General features: G+C 65.6%; 16 protein-coding genes. 6 read left to right on the forward strand and 10 right to left on the reverse strand.

The annotated features are described in order from the left end of the window. Window positions 1-2: 2 nt before the first annotated feature. From K3U96_RS26255 to K3U96_RS26265, 3 genes are read left to right on the forward strand one after another with little or no spacing between them, the layout of a single operon-like run. Window positions 3-785: an SDR family NAD(P)-dependent oxidoreductase gene (locus K3U96_RS26255; protein WP_220691601.1), complete on the forward strand. Its 783-nt coding sequence runs from the start codon at window positions 3-5 to the stop codon at window positions 783-785. Beyond that, window positions 785-1,666, forward strand: coding sequence for a cytochrome c oxidase assembly protein (locus tag K3U96_RS26260; RefSeq protein WP_220691602.1), 882 nt, complete (start codon window positions 785-787; stop codon window positions 1,664-1,666). Before K3U96_RS26255 ends, K3U96_RS26260 begins: the two co-directional genes overlap by 1 nt. Further along, window positions 1,656-3,152, forward strand: a complete 1,497-nt coding sequence (locus K3U96_RS26265; protein ID WP_220691603.1) for an aldehyde dehydrogenase family protein — start codon at window positions 1,656-1,658, stop codon at window positions 3,150-3,152. Before K3U96_RS26260 ends, K3U96_RS26265 begins: the two co-directional genes overlap by 11 nt. A 17-nt stretch (window positions 3,153-3,169) precedes the next feature. On the opposite strand, the gene K3U96_RS26270 is transcribed toward K3U96_RS26265, so the two are convergent. Genes K3U96_RS26270 through K3U96_RS26285 form a run of 4 tightly spaced genes read right to left on the reverse strand, consistent with a single transcriptional unit; the run spans window position 3,170 to window position 11,265 of the window. Continuing rightward, on the reverse strand, window positions 3,170-5,254 hold the full coding sequence (locus tag K3U96_RS26270; RefSeq protein WP_220691604.1) for an acyl-CoA dehydrogenase family protein: 2,085 nt from the start codon (window positions 5,252-5,254) through the stop codon (window positions 3,170-3,172). A 24-nt stretch (window positions 5,255-5,278) separates the two neighbouring features. Further along, on the reverse strand, window positions 5,279-6,406 hold the full coding sequence (locus K3U96_RS26275; protein WP_220693706.1) for a nitronate monooxygenase: 1,128 nt from the start codon (window positions 6,404-6,406) through the stop codon (window positions 5,279-5,281). Between the two features lie 29 nt (window positions 6,407-6,435). Further along, window positions 6,436-8,838 carry a CaiB/BaiF CoA transferase family protein gene (locus K3U96_RS26280; RefSeq protein ID WP_220691605.1) on the reverse strand — a complete coding sequence of 801 codons (2,403 nt, stop codon included), beginning with the start codon at window positions 8,836-8,838 and terminating at the stop codon, window positions 6,436-6,438. Window positions 8,839-8,880: 42 nt separating this feature from the next. Then, the gene (locus tag K3U96_RS26285) at window positions 8,881-11,265 is read right to left on the reverse strand and encodes an acetyl-CoA acetyltransferase (RefSeq protein ID WP_220691606.1); all 2,385 of its coding nucleotides are present in this window, start codon (window positions 11,263-11,265) and stop codon (window positions 8,881-8,883) included. A gap of 587 nt (window positions 11,266-11,852) precedes the next feature. Between K3U96_RS26285 and K3U96_RS26290 the strand changes: the two genes are divergently transcribed. Beyond that, the gene (locus K3U96_RS26290) at window positions 11,853-12,626 is read left to right on the forward strand and encodes a maleylpyruvate isomerase family mycothiol-dependent enzyme (protein WP_220691607.1); all 774 of its coding nucleotides are present in this window, start codon (window positions 11,853-11,855) and stop codon (window positions 12,624-12,626) included. A 37-nt stretch (window positions 12,627-12,663) separates the two neighbouring features. Here K3U96_RS26290 and K3U96_RS26295 read toward each other — a convergent pair whose 3' ends face one another. The 6 genes from K3U96_RS26295 to K3U96_RS26320 form a co-directional block, all read right to left on the reverse strand. Then, window positions 12,664-13,014: an EthD domain-containing protein gene (locus tag K3U96_RS26295; protein ID WP_220691608.1), complete on the reverse strand. Its 351-nt coding sequence runs from the start codon at window positions 13,012-13,014 to the stop codon at window positions 12,664-12,666. 67 nt (window positions 13,015-13,081) lie between these two features. Then, the gene (locus K3U96_RS26300; protein ID WP_220691609.1) at window positions 13,082-15,244 is read right to left on the reverse strand and encodes a hydantoinase B/oxoprolinase family protein; all 2,163 of its coding nucleotides are present in this window, start codon (window positions 15,242-15,244) and stop codon (window positions 13,082-13,084) included. Window positions 15,245-15,363: 119 nt separating this feature from the next. Continuing rightward, the gene (locus tag K3U96_RS26305; protein ID WP_220691610.1) at window positions 15,364-17,472 is read right to left on the reverse strand and encodes a hydantoinase/oxoprolinase family protein; all 2,109 of its coding nucleotides are present in this window, start codon (window positions 17,470-17,472) and stop codon (window positions 15,364-15,366) included. After that, a complete protein-coding gene (locus tag K3U96_RS26310; protein ID WP_220691611.1) occupies window positions 17,472-19,004 on the reverse strand; it encodes a class I adenylate-forming enzyme family protein in 1,533 nt (510 codons plus the stop codon). Before K3U96_RS26310 ends, K3U96_RS26305 begins: the two co-directional genes overlap by 1 nt. 165 nt (window positions 19,005-19,169) lie before the next feature. Next, window positions 19,170-19,373 (reverse strand): hypothetical protein, encoded by a 204-nt coding sequence (locus K3U96_RS26315; RefSeq protein ID WP_069405900.1) that lies wholly within the window; start codon window positions 19,371-19,373, stop codon window positions 19,170-19,172. 29 nt (window positions 19,374-19,402) lie between these two features. Further along, on the reverse strand, window positions 19,403-21,562 hold the full coding sequence (locus K3U96_RS26320; protein WP_220691612.1) for a molybdopterin-dependent oxidoreductase: 2,160 nt from the start codon (window positions 21,560-21,562) through the stop codon (window positions 19,403-19,405). 538 nt (window positions 21,563-22,100) lie between these two features. On the opposite strand from K3U96_RS26320, the gene K3U96_RS27190 reads away from it, so the two are divergent. Both K3U96_RS27190 and K3U96_RS26330 read left to right on the forward strand, forming a co-directional pair. Beyond that, window positions 22,101-22,562: an SRPBCC family protein gene (locus K3U96_RS27190; protein ID WP_220691613.1), complete on the forward strand. Its 462-nt coding sequence runs from the start codon at window positions 22,101-22,103 to the stop codon at window positions 22,560-22,562. 336 nt (window positions 22,563-22,898) lie between these two features. After that, on the forward strand, window positions 22,899-23,600 hold the full coding sequence (locus K3U96_RS26330; protein ID WP_230982302.1) for a nitroreductase family protein: 702 nt from the start codon (window positions 22,899-22,901) through the stop codon (window positions 23,598-23,600). Window positions 23,601-23,700: the final 100 nt, after the last annotated feature.

Raw genomic sequence — 23,700 nt, forward strand, 5'->3', positions numbered from 1 at the left:
CCATGCAGAGAGTCCTCATCACCGGCGCCGGGTCGGGGATCGGCAAGGAGTTCACCCAGTTGTTCCTGCGGGACGGCTCAGAGGTCCTCGCGGTCAGCCTGCTTCAAGATGAGCTCGATCAGCTCCCGCAGGATTTCCGGTTCGGCGCCTCGAGGTTGCAGACCCTTCAGATGGACCTCGCCAAACCGGACGCGGCCGGCGCGTTGCTGCAGTGGTGCAACGTCAACGACTGGCTTCCCGACGTGCTGATCAACAATGCGGGGTTCGCCTGCTTCGGTGAGGCCGTCGACCTGTCGACGGAGCGGGTGGCGGACATGCTCGAGCTCAACGTGGTCACGTTGACGATGACGTCGATGCTGTTCGGACGCGCCATGAAGCAACGCGGCCACGGCAAGATTCTCAACGTCGGCTCCACCGCGGGTATGGTGCCGTCGACGCGGATGGCCGCGTACGGCGCCAGCAAGTCCTACGTCAACACGTTCACGTTTGCCCTCGCCGCCGAGCTGAAGCCCTACGGCGTCACGGTCACCTGTCTGACCCCGGGCGCCACGCAGACGAAGTTCGCCCAGGCTGGAGGCATCGACAGTTTCGCAGGAAAATCGTTGCTGCACAACATGTTCGAAAAGAACAAGGCCGGCTCCCCGGTCGAGGTGGCCCGCAGCGGATACGACGCGTTGGCCGCGGGAAGGGTACAGGCGCGCGTCGGGAAAGGGTCGACGTTCGCCGCCCTCGCCGCACGCCTGGTATCGCAGAAGCGCTTGCCGGCACTGATCAAGAACCCGTGATGGCCGCGCCGGCAGTCGAGGTCAGCGCGCCGTCCGACGCGCAACGGTCCTGGCCGCGGTTGTGGCTGGCGGCCGGCGTCGAGATCGGTGTCGCGGTGGTGGTGGGCGTCGTCCTGTTCGGGTCCACCAAGACCACCTCGTCGGGTGATCCCCATTCCGGCATGCACACGCACGTCACCCCGGCACATTGGAGCCCGGCGATCACGGCCGCTGCCGCGGCGACGGCCGTCGTGTTTCTCTGGTGGCTGCTGAGCCGCAACCGGATTTCCGCCGCGCTGAGCGCGGTCGGACTGATCTGCCTGGCAGCTTCCGAGCCGGTCCGCGTGATCGCACTGCGCTCGCACCTCGTCGGCATGGTCGTGCTGGAAATTCTGCTGGTGGCCGCACCGCTGCTGCTGATCTCGGCGCGGCGGGGTAGCCCGGCCACCGTTGCCGCCCGTTCATCGTCATGGACGCTGTTGGTCGTCGCGGCGGTCGCGGGATATGCGGCGCTGTTGATCGGACTACATCTTCCCGGTGTGCACACCAATGCCACTGGTTTGCAGGGTGTCCCGCTGTGGCTCGTTATGCTGACCGTGGGCGTCGGGATCGTGTACTGGGCGGCCATCCTACGCACTGGCGGTCGCGTCGCCATCACCGCGCGAGTCCGCGCGCTCATCATCGGCCAAGAGGTCGCGGCTATTTTAGGCTTGGCGGCCGTCATCCTGCCCGCTTCGATCATGGCCCACGACACCGTGTTCGGGCTGTCGGGTGTCACCGATCAGCGTCTGGGCGGCCTCGTCATGCTCCTCACCTGCGCGGCGGTGACCCTCCCGCTGGCCCGCCGCCTGCAGTCAAACCAACCGGACCGAGACTCCCGAACGGAGCGCAATGTCGCGTGACATCGAACATCTGGTGTGTACCGACGCCGACGGATCCTCGGCGGCCCTGCGGGATCTGCTGGACGCCCAGCGCTCAGATTTCCTGAGCGCAGGCCCTCCGTCGGCGGCGCTGCGACGCGACCGGATCGACCGGCTGATCCTGCTGCTCACCGAGCACACCGACGAGTTCTCCGCGGCGCTGCACGCCGATTTCGGTAACCGTCCGCACGCGGTGAACCTGTTGTCCGACGTGGTGGGCATCCTGCCCGATATGAAGGCCACCAGGCGCCACCTCGAAGCGTGGATGCGCCCGAAGCGGATCACATCCGGGCTGCTGATGGGCATGCCCACCGTGGTGGAGAAAAAGCCGCTCGGCGTCGTCGGTGTCATCGGTCCGTGGAACTTCCCCATCAGCCTGGTGGTTCAACCGGCGGCGTCCGCCTTCGCCGCGGGCAACCGGGTGATGGTCAAGTTCTCGGAAGTCACCGCGCGCACCGCCGAACTCTTCGCCGCGAAGGTGCCCGAGTACTTCGATCCGGTCGAGATGACGGTGATCACCGGGGGCGCCGACGTCGGCGCGGCGTTCAGCGCGCTGCCGTTCGACCACCTGTTCTTCACCGGCTCACCGGGTGTGGGGGCCAAGGTCGCCGCCGCCGCTGCACAGAACCTGGTGCCCGTCACGCTCGAACTCGGCGGAAAGAACCCCGCCGTCATCGCGCCCGGCGCCGATGTGCCGGCGATGGCGCACCGTGTGATGGCTGCCCGGGTGGCCAACGGCGGGCAGATCTGTCTGTGTCCCGACTACGTTTTCGTACCGCGCGCCAAGGTGGATTCCTTTGTCACCGCGGCGCTCGCACGCGGGCGCCTGGCCGCCTCGGAAGACGGGGATGCGGGGCTGGTCAGCATCGTCGACGCGAAGAACTTCGACCGGGTCACGTCGTTGATCGAGGACGCCAGGGCGCGCGGAGCCACGGTGCGCGACGCCGGCACCCCACTTGACCGCACCAGCCGGCGGATCCCGCCCACCGTGGTGCTGGGGGTCACCGATGAGATGCACATCAGCCGGGAGGAGGTGTTCGGCCCGGTGTTGTCGGTCCTGCCGTATGACCACCTCGACGAGGTCTGCGCATACGTGGCAGCACGCCCCGCGCCGCTGGCTGCCTACTGGTACGGCAAGACCGATTCCGACTTCGAGACGTTCTGTGCCCGAACGCAAAGCGGGGGCGTCGCGGTCAACGACTTCGCGCTGCACTGCGCTGTCATGGAGGCACCGTTCGGCGGGGTCGGTCGCAGCGGGTCGGGCGCCTATCACGGCAGGACGGGGTTCGACACCTTCACCCATCACCGCACGGTGACACGGAGCAAGCTACCGGTGAGTTTCGCCGAGCTGATCACCCCGCCCTACGGCCCCCTGCTTCCGCGTGTGCTGCGGGCCTACATCGGTTGGGAACGCCGCACCGCCGCGCGCCGGACGTCACGGCGCCGCCGCGACCCCGATCCTGCGTGACACCCGCGGCCGGTGTGCTACCGGGGTAGTCCCAGCCCGCGGGCGATGAGTCCGCGCTGCACGTCGTTGGTGCCTCCCCCGACCACGTACATGATCGACTGACGCAGCCCGTATTCGAACGCACCGCCGCCGGGAATCGAGGTGTCCGTCCCGTCGCCGCTCAGTGCGGCAGCGGGTCCGAAGATCTGTAACGTCGCCTGGCCGAAGTCCTCGGCGAGCTCTCCGCCCATCACGCCGGCCATCGCCGCGTCGAACATCGCGCCGATATCGGTTGCGCTGGCCCGGACCGCCGCGGTGACCAACGCTCTGGTGGCTTGCACACGGACCGCGAGGTCGGTGATGGTGGCCCGCTTGGCCGAACCGCGCTCGCCCACCAGGCGCACGGGGTCATCGGCGACGAAGTCCAGCAGATCGTCGAGCTGACGGTGCAGCGCCGCCGCGATGTTGCCCATCAGGATCCGTTCCTCTGAAAGGGCGTCGACGATCACCGCCCAGCCGCCGCCGACCTCGCCGACCCGGGCCGAATCCGGTACGCGGACATCGTCGTAGAAGACCGTGCACGACACCTCACCGGACAGGGCGGTGTGCTGTTGGATGGTGATTCCCGGGGTGTCCAACGGGAAAAGGAACACCGTGATGCCGGCATGTCGTGGTTTGGCGTCGGGATCCGTACGCGCGGCCAGCCAGACCCACTCCGAGGCGTGCGCATTTGTCGTCCAGAGCTTTTGGCCGTTGATCACCCAGTTCTCACCGTCGCGGACAGCGCGGGTTCGCAGCGACGCCAGGTCCGATCCCGCCTCGGGTTCGGAGTAGCCGAGGCAGAAATTCAACTCACCCGACCGAATGATCGGCAGGAACTTCGCCTTCTGCTCCTCGGTGCCATGGCGCAGGATGGACGATCCGATCAGGGTGACCGATCCCAGCGCCTTGGTGGCGCCGACCCGGTGGTAGGTCGTCTCCTCGTTGAGCGCCACCTGCTCGGACAACGACGCGTTCCGGCCGCCGTATTCGGTGGGCCAGCCGAAGCCCAACCAGCCCTGTTCGGCCATCGCGCTGATGAACTGCGGGTTCATGTCGATCGGCGTCGGGGCCCTGTCTCGCGCGCCGTTCTCGGTGAGAAAGCGGACGTAGTCGGCGCGGAACGCCTCACCCACATCCCCGAGGTCGGCCGCAGGCAGTTTGGCAACGGTCTCGACGAGTATGTCCGCGACGGTGCCCGTGCCGGTTTCGATCGTGGACAGCATGGTGACATCGGCGTGGACTCGCCGGAACAGCCACGGCGCTTGGTGTTCGGTGAAGTAGCCGGTGGCCGCCAACGTGTGATGCGCACCGAACTGCACCCTGGGTGCGACGGTGGCGATGTGCGCGGTGGCAAGCTCTGCCATCAGCACCGCGTCGGCGCGATCATGTTGCAGTGCCGAGATCGCATCGGCCACCAGCAGATTGGCGGACCTGATGTCTATCTGACACTGTGCGGTGCGCTGCTGGACTGCGCCGAAGCTGCCGATCACCTTGCCGAACTGGACCCGCGTCTTCGCGTGTTCGATCGCCATCTCGTGCGCGTACTCGGCTGCCGCCAGCGCACGCGCGGCCTTGCCGAGCCGCACCAGGATCAACGCCCGTTCGGCACGATGCCTGTCGACGCCGACTTCGGTCACCGGCGCGCCCAACCGCACCCGCGTCCATGCGGGGATGGCCAACCCCGCCAGTGGCACCTGTTCGAGGATCGGCCGAAGTTGCCCGCGTCCCCCTGCGGCCGGGACGACGAACACATGGGTGGCGGCGCCGCCGGCGTCGACTGGTGCGGTCGGGTCGGATGTGAGCACCGCGCGCAGTGTTCCGCTGCGCAAACCTTCGTCGTCGAGGAGTTCTGCGGCGGCGTACATGTCCAGGACGGGCAGCGGACACGCGACACGCCCGAGCACCCGTTGGGCGGCGATCGCGAAATCCAGCGCACCGGCGTCGGCGAGTTCGAACCAGCCGTGCTCGGCCGCCGTGCCCCACAGCTTTCCGATGTCGCCGGTCTCCGCGGCGGTGGCGTCGCCCCAGGTTCTTTCGAGTAGCGCGGGAGCGGAGTCAACGAAGGCGGCCAGCTCGTCCAATTGTCTGCTCCGTTCCGGCCGGGCCTAGACGATCTCGGCGGCCAGCGTGCGCAACCGCTGCTCACAGTCCGCGACTATGCCCAGCGCGATCTCTTTCGCCGGGCGTAGCTCCGTGAACGATCCGACCACCTGCCCGATGAAGAACGTCTCCAACTCGAGGGCACCGGCGTGTCCGTCCCCGGCGGCCGCGTCGATCCGGCTGAACGCTTCGTTGACCAACATGGGTTGCAACGGCAGGGGCAGCGGCTGCGGGCTACCGGGCTTCTCCCATTCGCTGTGATAGGTACTGCGGAGTTGGCGGGCGGGCTTGCCGGTGCGCAGCGGCGAACGAATGGTGTCATTGCTACCCGCGGCGAGAAACTTCTGCTTGATAGCCAGCGGGGTGATGTCCTCGAAACTGTTGAGCCACACCGATCCACACCACACACCCGCGGCTCCCAACGACAGGCCCGCTGCCATCTGCGCACCGGTCGCGATTCCGCCTGCGGCCAGTACCGGGCGGCCCTCGGCAACCGACACCACCTCCGGAGTCAGCACCGTCGTGGCGATGGTGCCGGTGTGTCCGCCGGCCTCAGTGCCCTGGGCGATCAGCACATCGACCCCTGCGGCCACCTGACGACGGGCGTGTTTGGCCTGGCCCACCAACGCGGCGACGACGACGTTGTTGGCCTTGGCGCGCTGCACCAGGTTAGCCGGAGGCGTCCCGAGAGCGTTGGCTACCAAGGCAATCGGATGCTCGAACACGACGTCGAGCAGCGCTTCGACACCGTCGGGGTTGATCGCCGCGGCGATCTCGTCGTTGATCAACGGGTCGGCGTCGGGAGGCAACTCGGGGATTTCATACTTGATGAGCAGGTCGGCGATGAACTGCCTGTGCTCGTCGGGGATCTGTGCCCGCAGACTGGCCATCAAGTCGTTCGGGTCCCCGATCGCCAGTTTCTCAGGCACCAGCAGATCGACACCGTAGGGCAGGCCGCCCACCTGGTTTTCGATCCACGTCAGTTGTGCGTCCAGTTCTTCCGGTGTGTACGCCGTAGCGGCAAGCACACCGAGTCCGCCCGCTTTGGTGACTTCGGCTACCACCGCGGGTGAACGGTTGAATCCGACCAGAGGATGCTGAATCCCAACGAGTTCGGTGAACGGTGTCCGGATGGCCATGGGTTCTCTACTACTCCTGTGGTTCAGACGGTCGGTGTTTCGAGGACACCCTCGGCGATGAGCCCGTCGATCTCGTCCTGCGGCATCTTCAGTACGCTGGTGCAGATGTCGTGGGTGTCGGCACCCATCAGCGGCGCCGGCCGCAGTTGCGGTTCGGCGATGTGCTCGAACAGCGCTGGCGCCATGTCGACGTCGATCGGCTCGGCGAAACCCGGCTGCTTGAGGACCCCCAGTTGCCTGCGCACCGCCAACTGGGGATTGGCCAGCAGGTCGCCGACGTGCGCGGCGGCACCGGCGGGCACACCGGCCGCCTGTAGACAGTCCTGCGCCTCGGTCGGCGTCTTTGCCGAAATCCAGGCCGTGACCGCGGCGTCCAGGTCGGCCCGCCGGGCAACCCGCGCTTCCGCGGTGGCGTAGTCCGGGTTTGCGGCCAGGTCGGGCCTGCCGATCGCGTGCGCCAGCGCGATCCACTGCGCGTTTCCGTTCACGTCGACGGCGCAATAGGCATCTTCGCCTGTGCACGCGTAAACCCCTGAGGGAGCGTCGAACTCGCCGACATTGCCGCGGGCGATCATGGACCCCGGCTGCAGTGCTTCACGCAGGTATTCGGTGGCCAGCTGGCCGAACACCGTCTCCATCTGCGCCACGCTGATTCGGCATCCCGCACCGGTGCGCTGCCTGGCGATCAGCCCCGCCATGACCGCCGCCACTCCGACCCGCGACGCGGAGTGATCCGGGTAGACCGTGAGGTCATCACCAAACGCCTCCGCCGAGTCGGGATGTCGCCACACCTCGGTGAGCCCGACGGTAGCCCGGACCAACGGTCCATACCCCATCTGCTTACTCCACGGACCGCTATTGCCGAGCGCACTGCTCTCCAGGTAGACGACGCGCGGGTTGATGGCCCGGAGGCTTTCGTAATCCAGGCCGAGCGACTCCATCGTGCCGGGCTTGAAGTTGCTCAGCACCACGTCAGAGTCCGCGACGAGCTTGTTGAAAATCTCCTTACCTGCCGTACTGCGCAGGTTCAATCCGATGCTGCGCTTTCCGCGGCTACCCAACGCGGCGGTGTAGCTGCACGTCTCGGGTTGGTCGAACTGGCGCAGCCCGTCGATGAACTCGCGGTTCTCCACCTTGATGACGTCGGCGCCCTGATCGGCGAGAAGCCGACTCGTCTCCGCGCCGACGACGATCACGCCGAGATCGAGTACGCGCAGGCCCTCGAGCGGTCGCACGGAGTTTGGCGCTGGGGGCGCACCGGCCGGTTCATGGGTTTCGCCCGTTCGGCCCAGCACCTCGACATTGTGTTCACCGAGGCTGGGCGCCCGGTGCCGGAAACCCGCCCGGTGTCCGTCGACCTCGAGGAACCCGTTGGCGATGTCGGCAGTCAACCCGGGGGCGATCTCTGCGCGGACAAACGACTTACGCACCCGGATGTGTTCGGAGCGCAGCACCTCCTGGGCGGTGTGCAACGCGGCGACGGCGATGCCGAGTTCGCGGCCGCGGGAGACGATCTCGTTACGTGCCTGGTCGGCGAACAGGTCGATCAACGCGGCGCGTATCGCGTCCCAGTGCATGAGCCGGGTGAACATCTGTTCCAGTCCCGGGTCGGCGAGATGTTCCGGCCGTCCCAGCCAGTCGAACAACGCGCGCCATTGCTTCGCCGAAGCGATGAACATCCGGACGTGGCCGTCGCGACACGGGAGGATGGGATAGAGCATCCGCCGGTCGGGGCGCTCGAGCGGCGCGTTGATCTGTGGTTGACCCATCGTCGCTGACCCGCCGACCCCGAACCCGGGGTCCAGGCCCCGGACCACCAGGTCGAGCAGCGCGCAGTCGACATACTCGCCGATACCGCTCACCGTCGCCTGGTAGTAGGCCAGCAGAACCGCGAACGCGGCTTCGATGGCGGCCGTTTCACCGCCGAGTTCACCAGGTGGAAGCAGCGGTTCACGTCCGGGCGCTCCTGATCGGGTGAGCGCGGCCGACATCGCCGTCAGTACAGCTTCTGAGGCCTGCCAATCGCGCCAGGGTCCGTCCTGGCCGAAGTTGGTGATCGAAGCGACGACGAGGCGCGGGTTGCGTGCTCGCAACTCCCGATGGCCGAGCCCCAACCCGGCGAGATGTCCGGGCGCATAGGATTCCAGCACCACGTCCGCGGAGTCGCAGAGTACCTTCAGGGCCTCACGCCCCGACTCGTCGGCCAGGTCGAGCACGATTCCGCGCTTGTTGGCGTGCGCGGTGGCGAACCGCAGGCCGTGTCCCTCATGGAGCGGCGCGCTACGTCGCGTCGACACCCCCTGGGGCGGTTCGACGAGTACGACGTCGGCGCCGAGGTCGGCGAGGAATCGCCCTGTTGCGCCAGCGATTCCGTCGGTCAGGTCGATCACGCGGACCCCGGTGAGCGGGAGCGTGCTGTCAGGCATCGTTGCCTACCTTTCGCCTAGCTGTCATGCGGCGCACGCCGCTCAATGGTTCTTCCAATTCGGCGCTCGCTTGAGGGCGAACGCGGTCATCCCTTCGATGGCGTCAGCACTGGTCATCAACTCGTCGACAACGTCAGAAGGAGCGCGCACCGCCTCCACGGTGTCGGCGATGGCTTCGGTCTGTGCCATCAGTTCAAGCGAGAGCCGCACGGATGTAGGCGATCCCGCGATGATCTCGGCAGCCAGTTCGCGGGCGGCCTCGATGACCTGACCCCCCGGTGCGATCCGGTTGACCACACCGAGTTCGTGCGCCCGCGCCGCGTCGATGCGGGCACCGGTCAGGATCAGTTCGTTGGCCACCTTGGGTGGCACCGTGCGGGGCAATCGGACCAGGCCACCGGCCCCGGCGATAAGGCCGACTCTGACCTCGCTGAGCGCGAACGTGGCCGAATCAGACGCCACGACCAGATGGCACGCCATCGCGATCTCGAAACCGCCGCCCATGGCGTACCCGTTCACCGCCGCGATCACCGGCTTGTGCATGCGGCGGCTGGTCAGCCCGGCGAATCCGTTGAGCGGAACGTACATCGGCTTGCCGCTCGCACTGTAGATCAGGTCGTTACCGGCGCAGAAGGCCTTGTCGCCTGCCCCGGTGATGATGGCTACCCACAAGTCGTCGTCGGCGAAGTACGCGTCGAACGCGTCGTCGAGTTCCTCATGTGCGGGTGGGTGCAGGCAGTTGCGCACGTCGGGGCGGTCAATCGTGATCTCCAAGATCCGGCCGTCCCGGCGCACGGTGATGAACTCGTAGGCATCGCGCAGCCCGGGCGCCCGTTTCGGGAAGAGTTCGGCGGCCTTGGCCTCCGATACCGTGACGCGGTTGCCGGGGCCCAGTGCCGTGACATACACGGGCTGACCGATCGGGTCATCGGAGCTCTGCAACACGTCCATCAACTCGTCGTCATCCGGTGCGACGAGCGCGAGGAACCTGTCGCCGGTCGCGGTGAGCCGACCGATGACGACGCCGTTCTTGCCTTTTCGCGTGTGTTCGACGGTGAAGGTCTCGATGGTGGCCCACCCGTTGGGACGGCGTTCGTGGCGGGGGGCGTCGAGCGCATCGATCTCTCGCTGCAATGACGCGCTGGCATCTTCGCGCAGCGGGCTCGGTGTCGTGCTGTAGATGCCGACCGACGTCTTCGACAGCACACCACCGTTGGCGGACACCATCGCACGGCTGCCAGGCCTGGCCCGTACGCGCTCGACCGCCTCAGCGATGGCGTGCATCGAGTAGTTGTTGCCCGGACCTCCGAAGTAGGGCAGGCCGCCGGTGAGGGTCAATCCCCGCGGATCGTGCGGGGAAAGGCCGAGGGCTTCGGTGATGTTGGCGACGGCGATCGGAAAACACGAGTAGAAGTCGAAGAAGTCGATGTCGTCGATACCGATCTCTGCCACCTCGAGGGCGTGGCGCACCGCCGTCGCCGCTGAGGGCGCTTCGCCAAGGGCCTTGCGCTCGAGCAGGTTCCGCTCTCGCAATTCGGCCTGGCCGTGCAGATACACCCAGTTGTCCTCGGCGATACCGAGCCGGCGTGCGGTGGCCACGGACATCAACACCACCGCGGCGGCCAGATTGACCAGATCGCGAGCGACGAGGAAGCGGGTGTAGGGCTCGGCGATGACGCGGTTGCGTTCAGTCACCGTGACGAGTTCTCGTGCCGTTCGCACATCCCGTGCCGCCGCCAGGTTGTTGGCCGCTGCGATCTCGGTGAACGGAGCAAACAGTTCACCCATCGCCTCGGCATATTCGACACGTGACTTTCCCTGGGCCGAGCGTCGCGCATTCTCGAGCAGCCCATACTGCACCGGTGCGTTGATCAGACCGTGCCCGATCTGCTCCAAGGTGACAAGACCCTTCAGTCCGAAGCCGCGATCTTCGAAGATGCCGTCTGGGTCGTCGGGATCGTCGGAGAAGTCCGGTTTGTCATCCGACTTCGCGAGATGCCCGATGGTCGATATGGCCTCGGCTCCGGTCACCACGACCACCTCGGCTCTACCACCGGCGATCTCGCGGCTGAACTCGATGACAAGGTGCTGCGGTGACTGCCCGCCGGCGATGTCGAGAACGGCGCGTCGGGGCTTTGCGCCGAGGCGATTCGCCACGGACAGCGTGAACGCTGACGACTTGCCCAGCGGTGCAGGCGCTCCCGGTGTCGAGTCCTCGAATTGCCGGGTAGCGGCGACCACGTCAATCGCAGCGATGAGCGCGTCAGCATCCGCGCCGGTGTCGGCCACTGCCGCACGGGCCGCCTCCACAGCGAGGTCGATGGGCGACAACGCCCGATATCCGGGGTCATCGACACGGTCGGCGATCTGGCCGACTCCGACGATGATCGGCGTCTGCCCATCGATACCGGTTTGCACAGTCTTCAAGCCCTTCCTAGACGAAGCCTTGGGAACCCATGCCCGGGAGATGCCCGAGGCGTGCTGATGCGGGTATCTGCAACGACACCCATTCGTTATGAGGGGACAAGGACACGGTCCGAACGCTCGCAAGGGCCGCGCCGATGTCGCGGGTTGAAAGCTGTCCCCACGCGTTCGCGCCCCCACAGCAACACGGTGTCTCCGCCCGCCCCGACGCCGTCGAGATCCTCGGCTGTCCCGCCGATCATCTGCGCCCCGCACACCGGCCCGGCTAGGCGCGTGCCCGTCCTCAGAATCACCGACCTCCTATCCGTGCTTTTGCCCACCAAGCTCAGGCCGTCCTCAGGCCGTGCGGACCCCAATATATATAACCAGGATATGTCTTTTGCCGCGAATGTGCGCCTAATTGCTCGACTCGACTCGAGTCGCCACTGCCCACCAGAGGCCGCGGGGTACCGGCCTCTACCGGTGCGTCTCACGTTGCCGGGAGGATCTCCGGTAATGCCCCGACTACCGCGACATCGCACGTGTGGGGCAGAACGCGCCCCAGCGTTCTCCTAAAGATATAACCTAGTTAATAGAATAACTTCCGAACGGTGCGGTTGAAGGACATTGCCTCGATGGATTCATCGGTACTCGACGACCTGATTGCCGAACAGCAGGTTCTCGACGACCTGGTGGCCGGCCTCGACGAAGCACAGTGGGCCACTCCCACACCTGCCGCGGGCTGGCGTGTTCGCGATCAGATCGCACATCTGGCCATGTTTGATGAGGTGGCGACAACGTCGCTGACCGGCGGCGGCGAGGCGCGCTTCGCCAAGATCATCGCCGCGGTGGCCTCCGGTGACACGGCGTTCATCGACAGCCCGGCAGGAAATACTCCAGGTCACGAAGCGCTGGCGTCATGGCGACAGGCTCGGCATGATCAGTTAGCGGCATTCCGGCGAATAGACGACGCGGCCCGGGTGCCGTGGGGGCCCAACCTGATGTCCGCGGTCAGCTTATGCACTGCTCGCCTGATGGAGACCTGGGCACACGGGCTTGACTGCTTTACAGCTCTGGGTGTCGAACCCGTCGATACCGACAGGCTCCGCCACGTCTGTCACATCACCTATCGCGCGATACCCCATGCGCTGATGGAATGCGGCGTCTCGCGGCCAGAAACGATCGACGATCTCGTCGTAGAGGTCACTTCGCCCAAGGGAGCCGTGTGGCGTTTCGGCCGGCCGGACGCACCCGACCGGATCGATGGGACGGCGGCTGAATTCGCTCGCGTCGGGGTCCGGCGGATGCCCCTAGCGGATTCGGCCTTACGTGCGCACGGACCTTTTGCAGACGCAGCCCTGCAGAACCTCAAGGCATACCTTTAGCCCCACGAAGAACACCTCCGCGCACGCAACAGGTGGATCAGCCGTGCGAGTCATCCGCAAGATTGCACTCATCGGCTATGAAGAGACGCATCGAGTCGCGGTCGATGAATTCGGCTTCATCCCGCGCGAGCACCTGGCCCTCTTCGCTCGCTGCCCAACCCACCGTCGCCTCGAGGTCGGCCATGTTGTCGAACCAGAACTCCGAGACCGCGTCGTATTCAGGTTCTGGACCGCCAGGAAACTGGCTCAGGTAGTTGCGGACGTACTTGCGTAATAGCGGCGAAACACTATGCGCGAGCGGCACATGCCCCGTTTCGTAACGATCCTTGAACTGCTCGGGCGTCAGATCGGCGCGCCGACGAACAAACAGGATGAGCTTGGCTGCCATGTGTGTCTACTCCTCGTGTGTTTGGAGAGTCGTTGTCGTTTCTGGTGCGGCGCGGACGGAGGAACCGTCACGTGGCGAACTCGATGTCGCACAAGTCGCTGTCATCGGCTCGGGCCAACTCCGCCTCGACCCGCACACCGCACTCCGGACAAAAGAACTCGCGCAGGCTCATTCGAGCCGCCATCTGCGGGTCCGGCGAGACATAGCTAGCGCCCAGCTTGTCGCCTGGGGTCTCTCGCCGGACAAGTAGTTCCTTGTAAGAGGCCGCGCGTCCGAGGTCCGCACCGCACAGGCAGGACCATGACCCGTCGGTGTGGCGCAACGCATCACCCACTCGGTCGGCGTCCGTGGCGTTCTCGACTGGAAAGTCGAGTCGGGGCGCATACCCGAGACGGCGCTGCCGGATGATCGCCCGCTGCTTCGCCGTCGCGGCCGCGTCCAGAGTCCCTGCTGAATCGAAGACGACACCGTAGGTCGACGCCGCGGTTTCCACCGAGCACGCCCCCTCGGCGAGGTCTTCGGCTACCCGGTCCGGGTCGCGTAACAGCGGGTCGCCATGCCCGGGTGCGACGGGATTGGTCATCGACCACACGTCGCCTTCCGTCATCGGAGGGTGGCTGCCCCCACTGAAGGGCAGCGGCGTCTCTATACCATCGAGCTCTGAAAAATCCTGCGGTATAGCGCCTTGCGCGAGGACAGTGTCCGCGTGCGCCTCGGTCTTGACCCGCATCCCGCCAAGCGATCCCGCGTTCGCGCCCCACAGGCCCTGTGTCTTCGGAATCGTTTCATTCTTGTAGAGCGAGAGGATGGCAGCGTCGGCTCCGTGCATCATGTAGCCCACCTCGACACCGCGACCGCCGCGGAACCGGCCGGCGCCGGCGGCGCCACCGGACACGAGACGGCGATACAGCGCGATGACCGGATTGCTTTGCTCGTTGTGTTCGACGTTGGCGCCGATGCCTTCGGGGATCCAGAAGTGCCCGCCGGCGTCTACGCCGTCTTCGTCGGCACGTGCGCTCAGCGCTCCGATCATGCCGTCGGCGTCGAACATCTGGAATGGGCCGTTCGTCGGCGTTGACCCCGCGCAGATCGCCCCGTAGAAGTTGGTCGTGTTGGGCCCGAGCGCCCGGGCGCGGACGGCAGGCGTGCCGCACGACATCATCTTTGCGACCGCAACCGCCGCGGCGTTGATGTTCAACATCGCATTGCGCGAGCCGACCGGTCCCACGGCGGCGGGAAACTCGGCGCAATTGAGTAGTCCGGGTTCGAGCTCGAAATCGACATTGGCGTACACGCCCCCGTAGCAACCCGACAGATCGGAGACCAGATTCGCGGTAACGGCCGCCAGCACCGCACCCGAGAACGCTCCGAATCCGCAGTTCAGCGAACCGGCTTGCGGATCGGTACCTCGATTGTCGATCACCAGGCGCCCGCCCTCTTTGGTGACGCCGACCTGAATTCGGTATACCCCATCGTCGCCGGGGCGACAGGTTTCGGCGTACACCCGATGCACCCAGCGCCCGTCGGGAATCTGAGCCAACCGCTCCTCGAAGATCTGCCGGGCCGCGACCATGGTGCCTCGCATCACCGCTTTGACCGCTCCGGCACCGTACTTGGCGACCAGCGCGCTGAGCTGGTCGCGCGCCCGGCCGCAGGCCGCGATGCTGGCGCGCAAATCCATTCCCACCATGGGGGATAACCGGCTCGACCGGGCGAACAGGTCGACGACGTCGTTGCGGATCTGGCCGCCGGACATGACCGTGGTCGGCGGAAGACAAATGCCCTCCTGGAAGATGTCTTCGGCCGCCTCGTCGGTGCTGCCCAACTTGATACCACCGATGTCGAGGTGGTGCATCGTGTTGGTGACCCAGCCGAACAGGCCGCCGTCGACGAATACCGGCGCGGCGATACACGTGTCGGGCTGATGAGGTGAGCCGACGTACGGGTCGTTGGAAATGAACATATCGCCCGCGCGGATGCCAGGATTGGCGGCGCGGTGCTCGAGCGCCCATTTGGCGATCAGCGAACTCGCGGTGGCGAAATACTGCAGTCCGGGACCCATGAACGGCACATCGCCGTCTTCGGTCAGCAAGGTCGTTTGCATGTCGCGGGCGATCATCACCGCGGGTGAAATCGCCAGGCGGCATAGCAGCGATGCATGCTCGAAGTTCAGTTGAAGCAGCGAATACCGGATGACTTCGTAGGTGACCGGATCAAGATCTTCGGCCACGTCGGTATGAAGCGATAGATTCGGCGCAATGTCCAACCGGGCCCCGGGTATGTAGGGGCGTTGCACCCCGTCCCAGTAGCGGGCTTGTGGGGCCGCTTGAATTGTCTGGCCGTCCGACGTCACGTCGCCTCCACGGGCTGTAGCAGGAGATTGCCCCACAGGTCACGGGTCAACCGGTGTCCGGCCGGCACTGAAACCGAGGTGTGCGGCAGTTGCACGATCGCGGGGCCGGCAACGGGGCTGTCGGCAGCGAGATCGCTGCCGTCCCAGATCAAAGTGGTCACCCAGCGCATCGCGTCGGGCCAGAACACGTCCTTCGTTGCGTGGTGACAACGGGTCGATCCGTCTGATTGCGGCTGGGGACGTGCCCCGGAAGCGATCCGCGCACGAACCCGAAGTGCAAAGGCCTCGATTCCGTGGAACAACGACACCGCTCCGGACCCATAGAGCCGCGAGTAGGCGTCAGTGAAACGGGCCGACAGGTCCGCCGTCCATTTCTCGGCGTCGCCGTCGGCCAGGGGGAGCCGGATGCTGTACGCGTACTGCTCGGCGTAACGCAGTAGGGCGAAGCGGTCGAGCAATATCTGGTCGGGGTCGAAGCCGACCTCCGTCAGCGCCTTGGACGCCGTCGTTTCCAGTTGGTACAACAGACGATCGAACTCTTCGTGGTCGAACGGCGCGGGCAGCAGACACTCGGTGTCGAAATACCGGAACACGTCAGTGGAAGCAATTCCGTACGCGGACAATGCCGATGCGCCGTTACCCAATGGGATCAGCACGCCGGCAGCCCCAAGGTCGGCAGCAAAACCCCACGCATGCACTGGGCCGGCGCCGCCGAAGGCGTAGATCATGAACTCACGGGGATCCAGGCCCTGTTCAACCGTGCGTTGCCGGATCAACGTCGCGGCGTTGTTGTTGTTGATTCGCAGTATTCCAGCCGCCGTCTCCTCGGCCGAAAGTCCCAACCCCGCGCCCAATTCGGCCAACGCAGCCCGAGCGGCGTCGATGTCCAACGACATGGTGCCGCCCAGAAATCCGCCCGGATCCAGCAGGCCAAGCACGAGATCGGCATCGGTCACTGTCGGCTCAGTGCCACCCCGTGCATAGCAGACCGGGCCGGGGTTGCTGCCCGCTGAGGACGGGCCGACTCGCAGCGATCCTGAGTAGGGGTCGATCCACGCCACAGAGCCCCCGCCACACGCGATCGAGCGCACATCGAGCGCCGGTGCGCGGTAGGTGTACTGGTCGATCACCCGCGCTTCTGCGAGCACCGGCTCACCACCCACCACCAGCCCGACATCAAAGCTGGTGCCTCCCATGTCGGTTGCTACGACGTTGAGCTGCTCCAGCGTTGTCGCGAGGCCGGCTGCGGCGGCCAATCCACCGGTCGGACCGGAATCAAGTGTGGCCAGCGGAACATCGACGGCGGTGGTCACCGGAACCACGCCGCCATGGGATTGCATGATCAGGAGTTCGTTGCTCAGTCCCCGACTGCGCAGCCGGTGTGCCGTCTCGGTCATGTATTTGCGGCTGGCTGGACCGATGTAACCGTTCAGCACGGTTGCCACGGTGCGCTCGAACTCGCCGAGGCGCGGCGAAACCTGCGAGGACAGGCTCAGGAACAGATCCGGCCGGATGTCGCGGGCCAGCGCCGCGATCTGTTCCTCGTGGACGGGATTCTTGAACGACCACAGCAGGCTGATCGCCAATGCGTCGATCGGCTGTGATTTCAGGAACTCTTCGAGCTGCGCGCGGATACGTGGCAGATCAGGAGCGACCAGCACCTCCCCGTGGCGGTCGACGCGTTCATCGACCTCGAGAACGCAGGCGGGTGCTACGAGCGCCGCGGGCTTCTTGGTCTTTTGCACGTCGAAAACGCGATCGATCGGCAGGCCAGCCACTCTGCCTGCGCCCCGCATGATTCGAAGGTTGTCGCCGTGACCGCGGGTCGTGATCAGGCCGACGCGGGTGCCCTTGCGCTCGACGACCAGGTTGGTGCCGATCGTCGTGCCATGGCTGAACCGGTCTGTTGTCTGCAGCAGCGTCTCGACGTCGTGTCCGAGACTCGCGGCCAGCAATGCCACGGCTCGCATCACTCCGTCTGCCGGGTTGGTGTCGTGCGTGGACAGGGTCTTTGCCTGTGCGACTCGGCCGTCCGGGGTAAGCGCGATGCCGTCGGTGAAGGTTCCGCCGATATCGATGCCGATCTTCACTGAATCTGCCTGCATCAGTCCCTCATTTCCGTGGCTGCGCGGTCTCGCTCATCCAGGCGGATCGACGTCTTCGGATCATGACCGGCCCGAAGCTCGGCTTTCGGTACCTTCCCCATCGCCGTGCGGGGCAGCGTGCTCTGGCGGAACTCGTACCATCGTGGTCGCTTGTACGGGGCCAGCCGTCCGAGACACCAAGCGTCGAGTTCTCGGGGTTCGACCGGGCCGTTCGCCACGACGACTGCCTTCACCGCCTCGCCCCAACGTTCGTCGGGGACGCCGATGACGGCCACCTCGCTCACTCGAGGATGTTTCAGCAACGCCTGCTCGACTTCGATCGTGTAGACGTTCTCACCACCGGGCTTGACCATCTCCTTCGACCGACCGACGAAGTAGAGGTAGCCCTGTTCGTCGGCCCGCATGAGATCGCCTGTGCGAAGCCAGTTATCGACCGTCGCCTCGGCGGTCTCGGCGGGCAGGTTCCAATAGCCGGTCATCATGCTGGCACCCCGTAATGCCAACTCCCCCACTACGCCGACTTCGACCTGTGTACCAGTGTCGTCCAACAGGATTGCGTCGGTCAGCGGCAGGAGACGGCCAATGGTGCCGGGGTGACTGATCTCGTCGTCAAGGGTGCTGCGGGTCGTGTAGCCGCCCGCTTCCGTGCTGCCGTAGATACCCGCGAATTCGACCGAAGGTAGTTTCTCGGCCAAGAGGTTGAGCGTGTCGAGCTTTTCCATACCCGCCCCACCGAGAACCAGGCGCAGGCCCGTGCCGGACTCGGCGGCTGCTGGGTGCTGCAGAGCGGTTGCCAAGCCGGCGGGAAACGCGGCCACCGTCACCTTATATTCACGGCAGCTCGCCCAGATATCCTCTGCCGATGGTGACGTCGGCAGGACGACGGTGCCGCCCACGGCGAAAGTGGTCAAGGCCTGGCCTAAGCCCGAGACGTGAAACAGCGGGCTGGCAATCGTGGTCACGTCGCTGCCGCGGAAGCCGAACCCCATTATCTGGTTCGAAACAGCCGCAAGCCAAGCTGATTGAGATAGCAGGCACCCCTTGGGGCGACCAGTGGTGCCCGAGGTATAGAGCTGGGTGAGCGTGGAACCGGCGTCGGGCCGAGGCAACCCGGCCCCGCCCACATGGCGATCGGCCAGTTCGCTCAATTCAGGGCCGGTCTGCCAGACGGTGCGTTCGAACAACCCAGCGTCCGTGGCCACCGAAACCAATGCCGGGTCGATCACCGCGAATCGCGAGTTGGCGTCTTCAGCTTGGAAGCGGACCTCCTCGGCGATCAAGCGGACGTTGATCGGCACCAACGTCGCTCCAATGCTCGAACATGCGAGCAGGACTTGCAGATACTGCGCAGAGTTGGACGCAAGGAGCGTAATCCGATCACCCGACGCAACGCCGGAAGCCGCGAACCCCGCCGCCAACCCGTCCGCCAGACGGTTCAACTCCCGGTAGGTGACGGCACCGTCGGCATGTTGGATGGCGATGTGGTCGGGACAGCGACGGGCTTGTCTGGCAACGAGGTCGGCGACCAGCAATTCTGTGGAAATCGTCGGCCCACCCTTCCGGTCGAACGATCAGCGCAGATCGGTTCATTTGGATTACGACAACCAGGTTATATGATTTATCCGATCCGCGGAAGATGCGAGATTGCACGGAGGTGACGATGCAGGCGGCTTGGGTTTCGCTTGTCCGCCAATGCCTCACACTTGCGCGGCGGCCAGCAGGCCATCGACCGCGGCCAGCTTGACCGGGGACGGCCGGCGGATGCTGGACGACCCCGTTGGCCGTCTTGCCCTTCCGACAGAAGTCACCCATGAGTAGGCGTTGCTCGCTTCGTCCACCGTGATCTCGATGCCGCAGTTCGTCAGACAGATCTGGCAAATGGTGTTGCCCGTCTTCGCCAACTCGGTCCTTCCATCCCGTCCGCCTCGGGTCAGTCCAGTGCGCTGACCTTCACGCGCACGCCGTTGAGAATCGACATCGCCGCCAGCGGTTCCAGGGCGCCCGCCCCGCTGGCGGTCAGGGCGTTGAAGTTGGCACCCCCGGTGGCATTGGCGTGCTGCCAGTTGCCGTCGCCGTTGTGCCCCCAGCCGTGCGGGAGGCAGACGGCTCCGACGATGACCGTGTCGGTGCTCGACAGTTGTGCCCGCACCGCACCGGTGGCGGATTCGATGAGGACCGTGGCGCCGTCCTGCAATCCGAATCGCTGCACATCGTCGGGGTGCATGAGCAGCGCAGGCGCGACCGCCCGCGGGTTGAGTCGACGAGAGTTGTGCGTGAACGAATTGAGCGAGCGCAGTTCACGGCGGCCGAAGAGCCGCAGCGGATACGGCCCCACGGCGGCGTCGCGCACCTCGTCGAACAAACCCTGCGCCACGGTGATGATCTCCGGCGGCGCAAGGTTCACCCGGCCGTCGGGCCGGGTGATCACCCGTTCCAGCACACCGGTTTTCACCTCCTCAGCCACCAACACGCCCCGCGGACGAGACAGCAGGCGACGCCGACTCAGCCCGCCGCGGCGAAGACCGAGACGGTCGCCGGCGGAACCGAAGCGCAGCATCATGTCCAGCATCAGCGCGGGCGTCAACCGACGGGCGAACCGGCCCAGCCGTCTGATCAGTGGCGAACTGGACGCAACGAGGCCGAGCTGGGCGCTGATGTCCCGGATGATCGTCCACTCCTCGCGAGCCTGACCCAGTGGCGGCACCACTGCCGGGGTCCACTGCACGAAAGTGCGGTATTGGTAGGGCAGCACCAGACCATTGACGTCCTCTCGTTCGAGGAAGGTCGTGCTCGGCAGGATGTAGTCGGCGGTGCTGTTGGTTTCGTTGATGTACAAGTCGATACTCACCATGAGGTCGACGGTCTCGAGCGCAGCTTTGAGGGCCGGGCCGTTGGGGACCGACAGCACCGGGTTCCCCGCGCTGACGAACATGGCGCGGATCTGGCCCGGGCCCGGTGTGGTGATCTCATCGGCCAGGATCCCGGCGGGCATCATGCCGACCACGTCCGGGTAGCCACCGATCCGGGTATGCCTGGCCCCGTAGGTGTCGAACCCGCCGTTTCGAGCGATCCCCCAGAAGTCGATCGGCGGTGTGGTGAACACGGCGCCGCCGGGGCGGTCCAGATTTCCGGTTACCACGTTCAGCGCGTCGAGCAGAAAGTTCACCAGCGTTCCGTAGCTGCCCACGCAGGCGCCGACCCGGCCGTACACCGCCGCGCGCGGGGCCGCCGCGAGACTGCGGGCCAGGTCCCGGGCAACGGCCGCGGGCACACCCGAATGCTTCTCGGTCGCCGCGGGTGTGAAGGACTGCACGGCCTGCCGCAGCTGCGGCAGACCCGTCGCGATCGCCGCGGCCCTCGGGTGCTGGAGCCCGTCGGCGAAGATGACGTTCAGCAGCGCCAGCAACAGCCACGCGTCACCGTCGGGCAGGACGGCGACATGCTCGAAGCGTTCGGCTGTCTCGGTGCGGCGTGGATCGACGATGACCACCCGGCCGCCACGCTCCACGATCTCCTGCATGTCGACTCGAACCAGACCCCCCTGCATCAGGGAGCCATGTGAGACAAACGGGTTGGCGCCGACCATCAGCAGGAAGTCGGTCCGCGGCAAGTCCGGGATGGGAACGCTGACCGGTGACCCGTACAGGAAGTACGAGGCCGCGAAACGGCTGCTGGTGTCTTGGGATGCGGGACTGTAGAAGTGCGGACTACCCAGCGCGTCCATCATGCCCTTGGCAAAAAAATAGTGGCCGATGCTGTATGCCGCGGGGTTGCCCTGATACATGCCGATCGATTCCGGGCCGTATCGATCGATGACGCCGCGGAGGCGGGTTCCGATCTCGTGCAGCGCGGCGCTCCAGGTGACCGGTTCGAATCCACCTGAAGCGGTGCGCCGCAGCGGCGTGGTGACCCGCGCGGGATCGTACTGAATTTCGTTGGCCGCCAGCCCCTTCGGGCAGGCAAACCCACGCGTCAGGGGATGCTCGCGGTCCGCCCTGATGCGGGTCACGACCCCGTTGTCGACGGTGACCCGCAGACCACACATCTGCTCACACAGCCGGCAGAACGTGATCTTCTCCTGGGCAGTCATGCGACTTCCCTCCTCGCGCGAGTGCAGCGCTCCTGACGACTGAGCCGACGTTATTATCCTATAACCAGGTTAGTGTTTGATACGTTTGATTGGCGGAGGTAGCGGCCGCGAACGGCCCACTTCGAATCGCTGGAGGGTGCGGCAACGAACAGAAGTCCGTCTTCGTCATCGCCAAAGACGCAACTGAGCGAAATGCGCGAATCCGGCCGCCAACCGATCCGCTAGACGGTCCGAGTCCCGGTAGGTGAGGGCACCGTCGCCATGTTGGATGGCGATGTGGTCCGGACGGTGACGGGCCTGTCTCGCAACGAGGTCCTCGACCAGCAAGTCTGTGGAAACGGTCAGCCCCACCCTTCCTGTCGGACTACTGGTGCGGATTGGTCTCTTGTGCGAATATACCAACTAGGTTATAGCATTGTGTACCGTCGACGGAACGGAAACGGAAAACCATGGACCCGATCGTCGAGTTGGCGCCGCCAGGTGCTTTGCTGCTCACGGAAGAGCCGCCGAACGCCACGTCCGCATCACAGGCCGCGTCATGAAGCCGATTTCCGGTAGCGCCAGTCGGCGAAGCGCAGCGCCACCCGAAGTCATCTGGGAGCTGCTCACCGACATCACCCGGATGGGCGAATGGAGCCCGGAGTGCACCGGCGGACAATGGCTCGACGGAGCCGATCGCGCAGTCGTGGGCGCACGGTTTCGCGGGTCGAATCGGTGGGGTCCGCTGACCTGGGCAACGACCTGTGAGATCGAAATAGCCGATCGGCCACATCAGTTCGTATACGGCGCAAGCCACTCTACTGGCGCGCTGACGCGGTGGAGCTACGAGCTGAGCCCTGATGGAACCGGAACGCTGCTCACTGAACGATTCCAGACCGTGGGTACGCCGAGGGCGGTACTGATCGCGGACCGTGTACTGCGGCGGCCCCGCAAGCTGGCACACGGTATGGCCGCGACGCTATCCAGGCTCAGCACGGCGGCCGAACGCATATCCGCGTAGTCACCTTGCGTTTCACAGCTGGCCGATACCGGGCTTGAGGCCTCTTCGAGGTGGCCGGCGTCGGCCCGAGGTGAGCTGCGGCCGTCGCGACGAGTGCAGCGTACAGTATTATATAACCAGGTTAATATATAGGCCTTCGGCCGCCGGCTTCGTGGAGAGTAGAAGAAGTGCGATTATGAAACTTCAGCCGCTCATCCCGAACTCCGTTGCACCGAAGCCGATTCAGCGGTACTGGAAGCGGCCCATGGCATCGGTGCCGTCACGGGGTGGACGCGCTCGAGTCGACGCCGGACTGGCCTGAATGGTCCGCGTCGAGTTACTGAAAGGGTGCTCGTGGTGACAGAAAACCCAGTGCCTCCCGGAGTCATCCCGACGGTCGATGCTGCGCTGCGCGGGCTGACGATGCCCCTCCAGGAGGTGATCGAGACGCAGCGGGCGATCCGGCGCTTGTATCCCGACGCGGTGGAAGATGCTGTACTCCAGCGTGTTATCGAACTCGCGATAAAAGCGCCCAACGGGGGTAACGAGCAGAAGTCCGCCTTCGTCATCGTCAAAGACCCGGCTGTACGAGCGGAGCTAGCGCGATTGAACCGCGGCGGCTTTCCTTTCATGTCGTTGTACTACCGTCGGCGAGTGCGCACCGACACAGCGTGGGCTCGCACGTGGAAGGCAATCGAGTGGCAACGCGACCATTTCCACGAAATACCCGTGGTAATCGTCGTGTGTTGGTCAGGTCGTATTCCGCGTCGGCCGATCCTGCTGAACTCCGCGCCTTACGCCTCGGTTTATCCGGCAACGCAGAATCTGTTGCTCGCGGCGCGCGCCGTAGGCCTCGGCGCAGGCTTCATCTCACTGCCTCTCTGGCGGCTCGGAAAGCTGCGCCGCATTCTCGGGTTGCCTCGCAGCGTCACACCGGTGGGCGTGATTCCACTCGGCTGGCCGCGCGGAAAGTATGGACCAAACACCCGCCTTCCGGTGGGTGAGGTTACGCACATCGACCGCTGGGGCAATCGACCATGGCGGGGTGAGTCCCTTTAGAACTCCGCGACCAGCATGGGCTGTCCCGCGCCAAATCCGTTGTCTGACCCGGTTAGTAGAGTTTGCATGAAGTGGCGCCGAGGCCACGCCGCGCGTCGGC

It is taken from the genome of Mycolicibacterium holsaticum DSM 44478 = JCM 12374, from assembly GCF_019645835.1.
Classification (GTDB): domain Bacteria; phylum Actinomycetota; class Actinomycetes; order Mycobacteriales; family Mycobacteriaceae; genus Mycobacterium; species Mycobacterium holsaticum.